Source organism: Oscillibacter sp. KLE 1728, from assembly GCF_934833455.1.
Taxonomy (GTDB): Bacteria; Bacillota; Clostridia; order Oscillospirales; family Oscillospiraceae; genus Oscillibacter; species Oscillibacter welbionis.
The window spans coordinates 1-14,087 of the sequence record NZ_CAKVVF010000053.1 but is presented as its reverse complement, the minus strand read 5'-3'; the positions used below and the strand labels follow the sequence as shown (position 1 = coordinate 14,087).

At 65.4% G+C, this 14,087-nt stretch carries 15 protein-coding genes; 2 read left to right on the top strand and 13 right to left on the bottom strand.

All coding sequences use genetic code 11. The features are described from left to right. The 12 genes from QVE23_RS07400 to QVE23_RS07345 all read right to left on the bottom strand — a co-directional run. The coding region (locus QVE23_RS07400; RefSeq protein WP_287967858.1) for an RluA family pseudouridine synthase at positions 1-668 on the bottom strand (668 nt) is incomplete at its 3' end. Then, positions 637-1,143: a signal peptidase II gene (lspA, locus tag QVE23_RS07395; RefSeq protein ID WP_021748676.1), complete on the bottom strand. Its 507-nt coding sequence runs from the start codon at positions 1,141-1,143 to the stop codon at positions 637-639. The genes lspA and QVE23_RS07400, both read right to left, overlap by 32 nt. A 10-nt stretch (positions 1,144-1,153) precedes the next feature. After that, the gene (locus QVE23_RS07390) at positions 1,154-2,215 is read right to left on the bottom strand and encodes an acyltransferase (RefSeq protein WP_287967857.1); all 1,062 of its coding nucleotides are present in this window, start codon (positions 2,213-2,215) and stop codon (positions 1,154-1,156) included. A gap of 79 nt (positions 2,216-2,294) precedes the next feature. Further along, entirely contained in the window at positions 2,295-2,954 is a 660-nt protein-coding gene (locus QVE23_RS07385) for a TVP38/TMEM64 family protein (RefSeq protein WP_036636562.1), read from the bottom strand. Between the two features lie 119 nt (positions 2,955-3,073). After that, on the bottom strand, positions 3,074-4,972 hold the full coding sequence (locus QVE23_RS07380) for a VanW family protein (RefSeq protein WP_287967011.1): 1,899 nt from the start codon (positions 4,970-4,972) through the stop codon (positions 3,074-3,076). Between the two features lie 127 nt (positions 4,973-5,099). After that, positions 5,100-5,900, bottom strand: a complete 801-nt coding sequence (locus QVE23_RS07375) for a ParB/RepB/Spo0J family partition protein (protein ID WP_276896728.1) — start codon at positions 5,898-5,900, stop codon at positions 5,100-5,102. A gap of 138 nt (positions 5,901-6,038) precedes the next feature. Beyond that, positions 6,039-7,034 (bottom strand): bile acid:sodium symporter family protein, encoded by a 996-nt coding sequence (locus QVE23_RS07370; RefSeq protein ID WP_021750437.1) that lies wholly within the window; start codon positions 7,032-7,034, stop codon positions 6,039-6,041. Between the two features lie 28 nt (positions 7,035-7,062). Next, positions 7,063-8,037: a 50S ribosomal protein L11 methyltransferase gene (prmA, locus tag QVE23_RS07365; RefSeq protein ID WP_287967856.1), complete on the bottom strand. Its 975-nt coding sequence runs from the start codon at positions 8,035-8,037 to the stop codon at positions 7,063-7,065. Positions 8,038-8,126: 89 nt separating this feature from the next. Continuing rightward, positions 8,127-8,999 (bottom strand): DegV family protein, encoded by an 873-nt coding sequence (locus QVE23_RS07360; RefSeq protein WP_287553488.1) that lies wholly within the window; start codon positions 8,997-8,999, stop codon positions 8,127-8,129. Positions 9,000-9,001: 2 nt separating this feature from the next. Then, entirely contained in the window at positions 9,002-9,583 is a 582-nt protein-coding gene (locus QVE23_RS07355; RefSeq protein WP_021750440.1) for a DUF1836 domain-containing protein, read from the bottom strand. Positions 9,584-9,699: 116 nt separating this feature from the next. Further along, positions 9,700-11,094 (bottom strand): tRNA uridine-5-carboxymethylaminomethyl(34) synthesis GTPase MnmE, encoded by a 1,395-nt coding sequence (gene mnmE / locus QVE23_RS07350; RefSeq protein WP_136891302.1) that lies wholly within the window; start codon positions 11,092-11,094, stop codon positions 9,700-9,702. Between the two features lie 5 nt (positions 11,095-11,099). Next, positions 11,100-11,447, bottom strand: a complete 348-nt coding sequence (locus tag QVE23_RS07345) for a winged helix-turn-helix transcriptional regulator (protein WP_025544652.1) — start codon at positions 11,445-11,447, stop codon at positions 11,100-11,102. A 103-nt stretch (positions 11,448-11,550) separates the two neighbouring features. On the opposite strand from QVE23_RS07345, the gene QVE23_RS07340 reads away from it, so the two are divergent. Together QVE23_RS07340 and QVE23_RS07335 are read left to right on the top strand one after the other, a co-directional pair. Next, positions 11,551-12,108, top strand: a complete 558-nt coding sequence (locus QVE23_RS07340) for a flavodoxin family protein (protein WP_287967855.1) — start codon at positions 11,551-11,553, stop codon at positions 12,106-12,108. Between the two features lie 193 nt (positions 12,109-12,301). Continuing rightward, on the top strand, positions 12,302-12,946 hold the full coding sequence (locus QVE23_RS07335; RefSeq protein WP_136891305.1) for an S-layer homology domain-containing protein: 645 nt from the start codon (positions 12,302-12,304) through the stop codon (positions 12,944-12,946). A 137-nt stretch (positions 12,947-13,083) separates the two neighbouring features. Here QVE23_RS07335 and QVE23_RS07330 read toward each other — a convergent pair. Beyond that, the coding region (locus QVE23_RS07330) for a polyribonucleotide nucleotidyltransferase (protein ID WP_287967854.1) at positions 13,084-14,087 on the bottom strand (1,004 nt) is incomplete at its 5' end.

Sequence of the window (14,087 nt, the reverse complement as noted above, 5' to 3'; positions counted from 1 at the left end):
GTATAGCCGGGGAACCGCTCCAGCACGGACCAGTGGGTCACCGCGCTCCGGCCGCCCGCCACCACCGCCATCTTCTTCCGGTCCGCCGGGTGGCGGCCGATGGGGGCGTCCACCGTGCCGCTGTCCTCCCGGAGATTCCCGATCACGATGCACCGGTAAATCCGGGCCAGGGTGTGGTCCTGAAGCTGGGCGGAGAGCTTCTGGTGGGCGAAGTCGTTTTTCGCCGCGATGAGGAGGCCGGAGGTGTCCCGGTCGATCCGGTGGACGATGCCGGGCCGCAGCTCCCCCCCGATGCCGGAGAGGGAGTCCCCGCAGTGGTGGAGCAGGGCGTTGACCAGCGTGCCGTCCGGGTGGCCGGGGGCCGGATGGACCACCAGCCCCTTGGGCTTGTTCACCACGATCACGTCGCTGTCCTCGTACACCACATCCAGGGGGATGTCCTGGGGCGCCACGTCCACCGGCTCCGGGTCCGGCAGGGTAACGGACACGGCCTCTCCCCCGCCCAGGCGGTAGTTTTTCGCCAGGGGCTTTCCGGCAGCGGTGACCCGCCCCTCCTCGCACAGCCGGGCGGCGGCGGAGCGGGTCACATCCGGCAGCTGTCCGGCCAGCCAGGCGTCCAGCCGGGTGCCGGTGTCCTCAGGATTCACTTGGAGCGTCCGCGTCTCCATGGGCCTTGCCTCTCTTGTCGTATTTCTCGTAGAACCATAGGTAATAGATTACCGCCAGCACGGCGCCGCACACCACGCAGATGTCCGCCACGTTGAACACCGGGTAGGAGGGCCAGAACTCCAGGTGGAACATGTCCACCACGTACCCCAGCCGCACCCGGTCGATGATGTTCCCCACGCCGCCGGACAGGATCAGGAATCCCGCCGCCACCCCCAGGGGGTGCCGGACGATCCGGCGGAGCAGGACCACCGCCACCGCGATCACGATGACGGAGGTGACCGCCACCAGCAGCCAGCGCATACCGGAGAAGCTGGACCAGGCCGCCCCGTAGTTGTGGACGGTCCGCAGCTCTACCAGCCCGGGCAGAAAGGGCTGGGCCTCCCCCAGGGGGATGTTGACGGTGACATAGTGCTTCACCCACTGGTCCAGGCCCAGCAGGGCCAGGGACAGCGCGGCGCAAAGGGCATACAGCATAGTTTTCTCCTCAAATCAGATAGGTTTTCACCACCGGCACCCGCCGGAGGACCAGCCACACCAGAAAGCCGCCCCCGAAGGCCGCGGCCGCCAGCACCGGCACGCCCCAGACGGGCGGCAGCGTCCCGGCGGAGAGGCCCCTGCCCGCCAGGAAGTCCAGGAAGAACAGGTGCGTCAAGTAGATGCAGAAGGACGCCTTGGAGACGGTCTCCGCCATGGGCCAGCGGTCCCGGTCCTGCCACCGGGCGGCGCAGAAGCCGTACAGCCCCGCCGCCTGCAAACAGACGCCGGGGGCGCTCCCCTGAAGGAACACCTGATACAGCGCCCCGGTTTTCAGAGAGGCTGCCAGCGTCAGCCCAAAGGTCAGCGCCGTGCCCGCCAAATACAGCCAAACAAAGGTCCGGGGCCTGTGGCGGGGCGCCTCCTGAGTCAGGACATCGCCCAGCACACCATAGCCCACGGCGCACCAAGTCAGGTTGATGGGGTACTGGGCAGGGATGCCGCCGACGAGGGACAGGGGCGGGAAGAATTTCAGCGTGGGGGCCAGACACCCCAGCACGAACCAGATCCCCAGAGCGTAGTTCAGCAGCCGCCGGTCCGCCGCCGCCACAAGGCGGCGGGTCAGGGGCAGCACCGCGTACACCAGCAGAATGATGTGGAGGTAATAGAGATGGTTCTTGTGATGGAACAGCACCAGATTCAGCGCCGCCTGCCGGAGGGCCGTCCGCTCCAGCACGCCCGCAGCGCGCCAGCCCCGCAGCAGCTCCACACCCTCATAGGCCGCGGCCCAGAAAAGCAGGGCCGCCAGGATGCGGGGGATGTACTTCGTCCACACCCGCCGGACGGTGACCTCCTTTTCCGGCGGCAGCAGCAGCGCGCCGCTGCACAGGAAGAACACCGGCACCGCGCTGCGCAGCAGGCAGTTCCAGAACAGGGCGGAGGTCCACCCAAAGGACCCCGGCGCTCCCGCAAAGCCCCCGGCGGCGGAGGCATGGATCAGCAGCGTGCCGAAGATGGCAGCGGTCTTGGCCGCGTCCACCGGCACGCTGCGGCGCTGTGTCAGCGTCTGCATTCGACCATCTCCCTCATTGGACAGATCGAGCTTGCCGACAACAGTGTACACGGTTTGGCAAAAAAAAGCAACCGCCGCTTCACGCCCTCCTGCGGCGCCGCCACAGGAGCCAGATAACGCCGGAGAGGGCCGTCAGCGCCCCGCCCGCCGCCAGGGACAGCCAGAAGCGCCCGCTCCCCGGCTGCCACAGCGCGCCGCCCAGCACGGTGGCGCAGGCAATCCGGGGCAGGCCGCCCAGCAGCCCGGCGGAGAGATACGTGCCGTAGGGCGTGCCGGAGGCCCCCAGATAGAGGCTCACCACGTCCCCCGGCGATGCCCCCGCCAGCCGCAGCAGAAAGACGGACAGCCACGGGTTCTCCGCCTGGGCCCGGCAGACGCCCGCCACCCGGGGAATCCGCTCCGCCAGGGCCTCCAGTCCCCCCTGCTCCCGCCGCCCCAGGAAAAAGGGGATGGTCTGGGCCACCCCGGTGCCGCAGAGGTTCACCGCCAGCGCCAGGGGGAAGGGAAACAGCAGTCCCCCCGCCGCCGTGAGGGCGGACATGGGAAAGCAGACGGAGAGGCTCTTGAGGGCGTACAGCCCCACCAGGAACGACGCCGCCAGAACCGTCTGCCGGGGGGAAAAGGCGGCGATGGCCTCCGCCGTCAACTGATGGCGGAACGGCCAGAGGGCGGCGGCGCCCGCTGCCAGCACCAGCAGCGGCGCCCCGTACCGCCAGACATGAAAGGCATGTTTTTCCATGGCCGTCCTCCCGCCCGCGTCAGATAGGGCTAGTATATGCGGCGGGCGGAAAAAGACGAAGAGGCAGCCGGAAATCCGGCTGCCTCTTTCTGCAAATAGTGACAGAATTCCCCTGGCGGTCATACAAAGGGTTCGTCCTGGGGCAGGACGTCCGTGGAAAGTTCGGACTCCCCAGTGGTCCCGGTGCCGGTCTGCCCTTCCGCTGTCTGCTGGCCGTCCTGCTCCGGCGTCTGGATGGTCCAGCCATTATCCGGCGTCGTGGGTTCTGTAGGCTCTGCGGGGACATCAGGGTCCTGGGGCTCCGTCGGCTCTACGGGGTTGGTGGGATCGGTGGTGTCCGTTGGGATCTGGGCGCCGCCGTCGGCGGGCTCTACCGCCGGGCCCCGGAGGATCACCTTATTGCGGGACTTGTAGTCGCTGGTGGCCTCGTAAGTGGAGGAGATCAGCTTGCCGTTGGCGTCGTAGACATTGCGGTATGTCCGGTACTTGTACCCGGTGTAGGGCGTGGTCTTGACCTTCTCCGTGCCCGGCGCCAGGGTGGGGTCGTCCTCATACACCGTCTCATAGGGCGTGGTGGAGAGGTGCTCGTTGGTCATCTTCACGCTGGTGCCGTCCACATTGGTGCCCAGGATCCGGACCGTCAGGTAATTGTTTTCATAGATGGTGACGATCTTGATGGGGTACAGGGAGTTGTTGGTGAACTTGTAGTCCGGCCCGCCCCAGGACACCGTGGCGTCCATGCCCGCGGTGATATAGGCGGGGACGTAGCGGTGGGCGTACCGCTCCGTGATCTCCAGGTTGGACCGCAGGCAGGCCAGGTACAGCGTGGAGGAAGTCTGGCAGATGCCGCCGCCGATCTCGTCCACCGTCTCCCCCTGGACATAGGCGGGAGCCGCCTGATAGCCCCGGGCGGCGGTCCGCTGGCCCACCACGTCATTGTAGGAGAACACGTCGCCGCTGTTCATCACATACTCGTTGATGGATGCGGCGGACAGCTTCACATTGGACCGGCGGGCGGATGTGCCGCCCACATGGGTGCGGGCCTCGCCCAGCACGTCCCGGAACAGCACCTGCTCCAGCTCCTCCGCCGTGACGGCGGGCAGCTCCACCTGGGCGGGGACGGTGACGGTCTCGCCGGGCGCGGCCGCGTCCAGCAGCCGCTGGGCCTCGTCCACATCGAAGTCCGCTCCGGCCTCCTCCGGTACGATGGCGCCCGTCTCCTTGTCATAGGAGGCGTTCTTCACCACGCCGGAGCAATCGTCGTAGATCTCCTGGGCGGTGAGGGTCTTGGCGGGAAGGATCCGAGCGTTGTTCACAAACACGCTGGCCGCCGCGCCATTGCCGCTGCCAGTCCATCTTTCCTGTGCAGTCCGCGCAAGATCTGCGGCGGACACGGACAGTCCGTTCAGGGCTTTTGTGATTTCGACGGCATCCTCCGTCACCTCGTAGGAGGCGTCCTGGGCCTCCCGGGAGAACTGCTCACTGAGCTGTTCCATTTTTACCTGGAAGATATCCTCCTCCGGCTCCAGCACGACGCCCAGTTGTCCATCTGCTCCGACCAGGCAGGCAAGATACTCCCAGCCCTTGACAAAAAAGCTGCTCCGGCCCTGCACGGCATCAAATGCGGATTGGGCACTGACCTCATAGTCCAGTTCCTCTGTGATGCCCAGCTCCCGATAGGTGCATACGGCGTCGGGGTCTGCGCCGTACAGCATATCTCCCTCCGGCGCGGATTCCCCATCCCCGGTCTCATCGGCCAGCGGTAAATAAAACTCTACGGTTTCCTCCGGAATCTCCTGCCGCAGCCGCTCCGCGGCCTGCTCCGCTGTGAGGCCTGCCACGTCCACACCATTGATGGTGGTGTTAGGGTAAAATATATCCAGGGAATTGGCATAGGCGCACAGGCCCACATAGGCGGCAAGCAATACCGCCACAATAACTCCTATGATAATTATCGGCTTTTTGCCGCCGGTTTTCAGCCGCTTCGGCGCGGTGGCTTCGTTCGTATTCGGTTCCATGAAGCCCCTCCTGTTGTTCTGTCGGATCGCCCAGACAAGCCGTGCTGTCCTAGCTTATGCATTCAGGATTTTATTTTAGCACGTTTTTTCTGGAAAATGGATTACAATCCCGTAACAATCAGAAGTTTCAGGCCTCTTTCCGACGCTGTTTCGGAATGCGGAGCGTCAGAACGATTTCGTCCTCTGTCTCCTCCCGCTCCGTCCGGGCGTCCACACCTGCGTCCCGAATCAGCCGCAGCCCCCGGTCCACACTGTTCAAAAACAATCGCACGTCCTTGATGATGTACGTCCGCCGTCCTGCGGGCGGCGCGGTCTGGAGGGCTGCCAGCCGCCGCTCTACATACTGCTCCGTCTGGGCCACATTCCAGTGCTTCGCCGCCGCCTGGCGCAGGGCGGTCAGCCGCTCGCCCTCGTCCTCCAGCCGCAGCAGGCAGCGGGCGTGACGCTCCGTCAATCCGTGTTCCACCAGCAGCGCCCGGCAGGCCGGGGACAGCCGCAGCAGCCGCAGCTTGTTGGCCAGAGCCGAGGGGGACATGCCCAGCTGGGCCGCCACCGCCTCCTGGGTCATGCCCGTCTGGTGGAGAAAGGCGGCGATGGCCTCCGCCTCCTCCAGGTAATGCAGATCCCTGCGCTGCAAATTCTCCACAAGGGCCAGCAGGGCGGAGGCCCGCCCGTCCACCTCCGCCTCCAGGCAGGGGACGGTCTCCAGACCCGCCAGCACGGCTGCCCGCAGCCGCCGCTCCCCCGCCACCAGCTCCCAGCCCGCCGCGGTCCGCCGCACCGTCAGGGGCTGGAGGATACCGTGGCGGCGGATGGATTCCGCCAACTCCCGGAGCCCCGTCTCCTCAAAGGTCCGCCGGGGCTGCATGGGATTGGGGCGGATTTCCGCCGCCGGGAGCCACAGCACCTTCCGTTCCGGCCTGTCCATGGGACCACCTCCGTTTCATTTCCTTTATTTTACAGGTCCTGTCCCAAAAAGGCAGGGGGAATCTGTCGAGGCGTCCCCCACTCCGCAGGAAAAGCGGCCGCCCAATGGGCGGCCGCCATGCGAACACTGCATATTCCATTACCGGGACGGTTCCTCCGCCAGGCGCGCTTCGTAGGCCGCCTGATCCGCCCGGCCGGGCCTGGTGGCCCGCAGGGCCTTCACGATCAGGGCCGTGGTGGCCTGGAGGAACACCGGAGAAAAGGCCACCGGAAACAGCACGTCTCCGGGGAAATAGGCCTCGGCCAGCACCGCCCCAGCGCTGATGTTCCGCATCCCGGCGTTGAGGGCGACAGTCTGCACTGTGGGGAAGTCCAGCTTCAACAGCCGCCCCGCCCAATACCCCAGGAAAAAGCCCAACAGGCACAGGAAGAACACCACGATCATCACCCGCACCAGGGTCGGTGTCAGGTTCCGGAGGAAGGGCGCGCAGCCGGTGGCATTGGCCGTGATGATGAGCAGCAGGGCCGCCTTGGCGGGCAGGGACAGCTTCGGCTTCAGCGTGACCGCCACGGCACCCTTTGTCAGCTGGTACAGCACCATGGCTGCCAGAGCCGGAAGCGCCACCATCAGCAGCAGGTCCCGCATCATGCCCCAGGTGTCCAGCTCCACCACCGAGCCCACCAGCAGCTTCATGGTCAGGGGGATCACCACCGGGGAGAGGAGTGTATCCAGCAGCACCACCGAGAGGCACAGGGCGGTATTGCCCCGACTCATGCCCACCCACATAAGGGACGCCACACCGGTGGGCACTGCATACTCCAGCACCAGCCCGATGGTAAACAGCGGCGCGTCCGGAAAGCACAGCGTCCCCAGTCCCAGGGTAATGAGGGGCATCACCACGTGGAGCAGGCCGAAAATCACCGCCACCGGCAGAGGGTGGCGGACCACCTGCGCCAGCTCCCGGAAGCCGCCGCCCAGGCTGTTGGAAAAGGTCATGAAGGCGAACAGCCCTACCGTCACCCCGTTCAGGTGGGAGAGCACCTCCGGAAAGGCAATACCCAGCGCCACACAACAGAGCACCACCGGCGCCATGTGTCCGCCCAGGAAGCCATCCAGGCGGCCGAGCGTTTTCAAATCCGATCCCCTCTTTTCCAGTTCCTGTTCAGCGGCAGAGATAGGAAAACCAGCCCTCAGCGCTCCGTGTCTCCAGGATCTCCCAGCCGTTTTCCCGCAGGCGGTCCGCCACCTCCTGCGCCCGGTCGTCGATGATGCCGGAGCAGAGGAACAGTCCGCCCGGAGCCAGCATGGGCCGCACCAGCGGAGAAAGGCCGATGATGACGTCCGCCACGATATTAGCCACCACCATCTGCCAGCCGCCGCCCAGATCCGCCCGCAGAACCGCGTCCCCCAGTACATCTCCGATCCGGACGGTGTAGGTGTCCTGCCCGATGCCGTTGAGGGCGGCGTTCTCATAGGCTACGTCCCGGCACTTGTCGTCGATATCCACCGCCGCGGCGGAGGCCGCCCCCAGCTTCAGCGCCGCGATGGAGAGGATGCCGCTGCCGCAGCCCAGGTCCAGTACCCGCTCGCCGCCGCGGATGGTCTTCTCCAGCGCCGTCAGGCACAGGCGGGTGGTGGCATGACTGCCGGTGCCGAAGGTGAGGCCCGGATCCAACACCAGGGCCACCCGCCCGGCGGCAAGGCCCGCCCGGACCTTGAGGTCCTCCCGCAGCCACTCCGGCACCACCAGCAGCCGGTCCCCAATCTCCATGGGCTTGTAATACTGCTTCCAGTTGTTCTCCCAGTCGGCGTCCTCCAGGTCATCCAGGGTCATCAGCAGGGTGCCGCAGTCGTCCCGGGTCTTTTTCAGCTCCTCCAGGGCAATGCGGACCTCCCCCAGCTTGGCGAAACCCTCGTCCCCCGCCTCCAGATAGAAGGTGATCCGGGACCGGCCCTGCATCTCCTGCCGCAAATCCTCGTCCACATAGTCCCAGTACTGCCGGTTGTTCTCCAGGAAGTCCTCGAACTCCGTCTCGTCATCGATCACCACACCGTCGATGCCCAGGGCGGAGAGCATTGTCTCCACCGGCTCCAGTCCGGTGTGGTTTGTGTCGATATGTACCTCCAGCCATTTCACAGCCGTCACCTCATCTCTCCGCCGGAGCGGAATTATATTTGATCTCCAGGGAAAAGCGCCCCTCTGAAGGGACGCTTTTCCGTCCGGCTTCACCGGCGGCTGCCCAGGAAGAACAGGGCCAGCGTGCCAGGGCCGGAGTGGTTGCCGATGACCGGCCCCACGTAGTTGATATAGATGTCCTGTACGCCGAAGCGGCGGCGCACCTCGTCCGCCACAAACTCAGCGTCCGCCTCGCAGTCCCCGTGGCTGATGAAGATAGTCTGTCCCGCCGGGTCGATGGCGCTCTCCGCCATGCGGTCCACCAGGGCCAGCAGGGACGCCTTCCGCCCCCGGGTCTTGCTGACGGGCACCAGATGGCCCGTGTCATCCACATGCAGCACCGGCTTGATGGACAGCATGGTGCCGAACAGGGCCGCCGCAGCGCTGACCCGGCCGCCACGCTTCAGATGGTTCAGGTCGTCCACGGTGAACCAGTGGCACACCTTCGCCTTGGTCTCCTCCGCAAAGACGTGGACCTGGTCGATGGTCTTCCCCTTCCGCTTTTCCTGGACGCAGAGGTATACCAGCAGCCCCTGGCCCAAAGAGGCGCTGAGCGTGTCCACCACAAAGATCTTCCGTCCGGGGTATGCCTCCCGCAGGTCATCGGCGGCGATCACCGCCGACTGGTAGGTGGTGGAGAGCGCGGAGGAAAAGGCCAGGTACAGCACGTCCCTGCCGCTATCCAGAATCTTCCGCATAGCCTCATCAAACACGCCCACGCTGATGGCGGAGGTGGTCGCCAGGGCGCCGGCGCGGAGCCGGGCATAGAAGTCCTGGAAGCCGATCTCCCGGCCGTCCAGGTAGTTGTGGTACACCCGGTCCTCCATATTCAGGCTCAGGGGCAGCACCTCCAGCTCCAGATCCGCCGCCATCCGGGCGGTCATGTCGCAGCAGCTGTCTGTCAGGATCACAAAATCATCCATGCTCAGTCCTTCTCCTTTTCCTTTTTGGCCCGTTCTTTGCTTTTGGCGTGGGCGGCGCTTGCTGCCTCCTCCCGGGCCTCCTGCCGCTGGCGCAGCAGCGTCACATACCGGCTGCTGGCCACGCCGGCGGCGTAGCTCATCAGAGCAAAGTGGATGGCCGCATCCGCCAGCTCCTCCTCCCCGGTGCGGTCCTCCATCTCATCGGCCACGGCGTTCAGCGCCTTGTTGAGGCTCCCGCAGAAGGCGGCGTACCCGTCGGAGATGGGCCGGTCCCCCTGCAGCTCCTCCCGGATCAGCAGATCCATATCCCGGGTGGACATCACCCGCTTCAACACACAGATAGCGGTGAGATAGGCCAGGTGGTCCCGGTTGTATTTCTTCCCCTCCGCCCGGGGCACCAGGCCGCTCTTCGTGTAGTTGTTCACCATGGCGGCGGTGAGGCCGTCATCCTCGTCGAACCGGATCACCTGCCGGTCCATATAGCTGAGCACCTGGTCCATATATAGGGAGAAGTCCGGCAGCTGGTCCCAGGGCACCGGGCGCTGGGTCCGCAGCCTCTCCCGCAGGGCCGTCAGATCATACATGCGGATACACTCCTTCCGCCGTGCGGCACGGCTTTTATTCAGAGGTAGTATACCACGCAAATCTGATTTTGTAAATCACGTTTTCCAGGGTCCGGTATTGCATTTTCTGTTAGCAGTTATTTTCCCACACAGAATCGGGAAAAAATGCGGGAGACAATCTCCTCCTTCGCCGTGCGGCCTGTCAGCTCTCCCAGCGCATCCAGGGCCTCCTCCGCGTCTGTGAGCACCGCATCCGGGGTCATTCCGGTCTCCAGGGCCTCCAAAGCCCGGCGGACTGCGTCCAGGGCCCGGCGGGCGGCGTCTTCCTGCCGCCGGTCGGTCAGCAGGCTGCCCGCCTCCCCCGGGTCCCCGGCGGGAAACAGGGCTGCTACGGCGTTTCCCAGGTCCTCCAGTCCCTCGCCAGTGACGGAGGACAGGGACACCACGGCGGCAGGCGGGGCCAGGGGGCCCTCTCCGGCGGGAAAGACCGCCCCAGCCGTCCGCAGCCCCCCCGCCATATCCCGCTTAGTGAACACCAGGAGCCAAGGAACTCCGCACCGGGCCACATCCGCCAGCAGAGATCCCTCTTCCGGGTCCTCCGGCACCGCACCATCCACCACCGCCAGCACCAGCTCCGCGGAGGCGATGGCTCTCCGGCTCCGCTCCACCCCCAGCTGTTCCACCGGGTCCTCCGTGGCCCGGATGCCGGCGGTATCGATGAGCCGCAGCAGGACCCCGCCGCAGAGTACGGACTCCTCCACCGTGTCCCGGGTGGTGCCGGGGATGTCGGTGACGATGGCCCGCTCATACCCCGCCAGGGCGTTGAGCAGCGAAGACTTGCCCGCGTTGGGCCGGCCCACAATAGCCGTGCGGACGCCGGATTTCAGTACCTGTCCCCGGCGGCAGGTGTCCAGCAGCCGCTCCAGCCGCCCAGCGGCGGACCGGAGGGCAGCGGCGATCTCCTCCGGCCGCACATCCTGAATGTCCTCGTCCGGGTAGTCCACCACCGCGTAAAACCGGGAGGTGACTTCCAGCAGCTCCTCCTGGACCGGCTCCAGCACCCGGCGCAGGCCGCCGTCCAGCTGGGCGGCGGCGTTTCTGGCCGCGGCGGCGGTCTCCGCGTCGATCAGGTCCACCACCGCCTCCGCCTGGGTCAGGTCCATCCGGCCGTTCAAAAACGCCCGCTTGGTGAACTCCCCCGCCTGGGCCTGCCGGGCCCCGGCAGCGAAGAGGGCAGACAGCAGCTCCCGCAGCACCACGGGGGAGCCGTGGCAGTGGAACTCTGCGCAGTCCTCCCCGGTGTAGCTGCCCGGCCCCGGGAACCGCACCGCAAGGCCCCGGTCAATGACCCGGCCCGCCCGGTCCAGCATCTCTCCGAACACCATTTTCCGGGGCTCCTGGGCGGCAAAGGGACGGCCGCCAGCCGCCCGGAACACCCGCCCGCACAGGGCGAAGCACCCGTCTCCCGACACCCGGACGATTCCGATGGCGGTGGCGGCGCTTCCAGTGGCGATTGCCGCGATCACATCCATCTGCCTCACGCTCCCTTCCCGCGGGGACGGTTCTCCTCGCCCCAGATGCACATAGCGTCCAAAATGGGGATGAGGGACCGCCCCCGCTCCGAAAGGCTGTACTCCACCTTGGGGGGAATCTGGGGATACTCCTCCCGCTGCACCAGGCCGTCCGCCTCCAGCTCCTTCAGGGAGAGGCTCAGCGTCTTGTGGGAGATGGTCCCCAGGCGCCGCTTCAGCTCGTTGTACCGCAGAACGCTGTACTCCGCCAGCCAGTAGAGAATAATCATCTTGTACTTACCGCTCACCAGGGACATGGTGTAGCCGAAGCCCGTCTCTTCAATCCCGGTGCCCGCCGTGATGCATGGCTCCATTTTATGCTCTCCTTTTGGTTAGTATCTTACACCGATGTGCGTACTTTACAAACAGAGAATATCATAGGATACTGGGGACATCAAGAAAAAAGGAGCGATTCTGATGTCAAAGCAGATTCTGATTCTCAACGGCAGCCCCCGCATCCACGGAAACACTGCGGCGCTGATCGACGCGTTTACTGCCGGAGCGGAGGCGGCGGGCCACACCATCACCCGGTTCGATCTGGCCGCTCTGGACATCCACGGCTGCCGGGGCTGCCTGGGCGGCGGAAGGGATCCCCGGCACCCCTGTGTCCAGCGGGACGGCATGGACGCCGTGTATCCGGCCTACATGGCCGCGGATGTGGTGGTGCTGGCCTCGCCCATGTATTACTGGAGCATCTCCGGACAACTGAAATGCGCCTTTGACCGGCTGTTCGCGGTGGCGGAACTGGGCCCCGATCTGGCAAATCCGGTCAAGGACGCGGTGCTTCTGATGGCGGCGGAAGGCGACACGGAGGAGAATTTCGCCCCGGTGCGGGCCTATTACAAGGCGCTGCTGGACTGCCTGGGCTGGAAGGATGCGGGCATTGTATACGCCGGCGGAAACATGGCCGCCGGGGATATCGAGGCCCATCCGGAGCAGCTGGAGGCCGCCCGGCAACTGGGCGCGGCGCTGTGACCGCCCCGCAGTTGTCCTGACGAGAACGAGGACGGGCGCTGGGGCCTCCTTGTGTTTTCGGGTACGCGGTGATATAATGCAGCCATCAAAACCAAATGCCGTTGGAAATCATGATGCCGCCCGCCGGTTCTGCTTTCACGACTGACAGCCGCGCCGAACGAGCCGCAAAGATACAGAAAAGGAGGAATACAGCATGAAAGCGCACGTTTTTGCGCTCTGTCTGTCGCTGTCCCTGTGCCTAGGGTTGCCCCTGCCCGCGTTGGCCTTTGCCAGCCCCTTCACTGATGTGCAGGAGACCTCCCCCTACTATGATGCCATTCTGTGGGCCGCAGAAACCGGCGTCACCAACGGCACCACAGCGTCCACCTTCTCCCCCGATGCGCCCTGTACCCGGGCCCAGCTGGCCGTGTTCCTATGGCGGGCGGCCGGCGAGCCGAAACCCGCGCTGGCAGAACAGCAGTTCATGGATGTGACGGATCCCAGCGCCTACTACTACGGAGCCGTCCAGTGGGCTGCAGAGAAGGATATGTGGGGATTCGGGACCTTTGCGCCCCATGCGGTGTGTACCCGGCTGGACGCGGTATTCTTCCTGTGGCGCGCCGCCGGCAGCCCGGATATGGAAGGAGAATTTCCCTTTGCCGACGTCCCCTTCGGGGACGGAGACGGACACGGACAGCCCCTCTACTGGTACGCTGACCAGGCGGTGTTGTGGGCGGTGGAGAACGGTGTCGCCAGCGGTACCACGGAGACCACATTCTCCCCGGACACTCCCTGTACCCGGGGTCAGATCGCCACATTCCTGTATCGGGCCGCTCAGGCAGAGACTTCCGCGAAGTAGGGAACGATGAACTGCAGGCAACGAAAAAAAGGCGGCGGCTGCCAGAGGCAGCCGCCGTCTTTCGTCAAAAGCGTCCGGGTACACGATGCGCCCGGACGCTTCCAGTTGACAGGGAATGGAACAGGATGGAGACCTCGTTATTTGATCCGCTCGCCGGCGGCTTCCTTGGCCTTGATCTCCTTCACAGCATCCTTGTGAGAGAGGTTGACACGGCCCTTCTCGTCAATGTCGGTGACCTTCACCCACATCATGTCGCCCACCTTGCAGGCGTCCTCCACCTTCTCGATCCGGTGGTCCGCCAGCTTGGAGATGTGGACCAGTCCGTCCTTGCCGGGGGCCAGCTCCACGAAGGCGCCGAAGGTCATCAGCCGCACCACGCGGCCGTAGTACAGCGCGCCCACCTCCGGGACGAACACAATGTCGTCAATGCACTTCTTGGCGGCGTCGCAGCTGGCGGCGTCCACGCCGGCGATGAAGATGGAGCCGTCGTCGTTGATGTCGATCTTGGCGCCGGTGTCGGCCACGATCTTCTGGATAACCTTGCCGCCGGAGCCGATGACCTCCCGGATCTTGGAGGGGTCGATGTGCATGGTCAGCATCTTGGGCGCGTACTTGCTGACCTCCTTGCGGGGCTCGGAGATGGCGGGCAGCATGATCTGATCCAGGATCTCGCACCGGGCGTCATAGGTGATGTCCAGGGCCTCCTTGATGATCTCCATGGTCAGGCCGTCGTTCTTCAGGTCCATCTGGATGGCGGTGATGCCCTTCTTGGTACCGGCCACCTTGAAGTCCATCTCGCCGTGGAAGTCCTCCACGCCCTGGATGTCGATGAAGGTGGTGAAGGAGCCGTCGTCGTCCTGGATCAGGCCGCAGGAGATGCCGGCCACAGGGGCCTTGATGGGCACGCCGGCGTCCATCAGGGCCAGGGTGGAGCCGCAGATGGAGCCCTGGGAGGTGGAGCCGTTGGAGCTCAGCACCTCACTAACCACGCGGATGGCGTAGGGGAACTCCTCCACAGAGGGGAGCACGGGCACCAGAGCCCGCTCCGCCAGGGCGCCGTGGCCGATCTCCCGGCGGCCGGGGGAACGGGCGGGCTTGGCCTCGCCCACGGAGTAGCCGGGGAAGTTGTAGTGGTGCATAT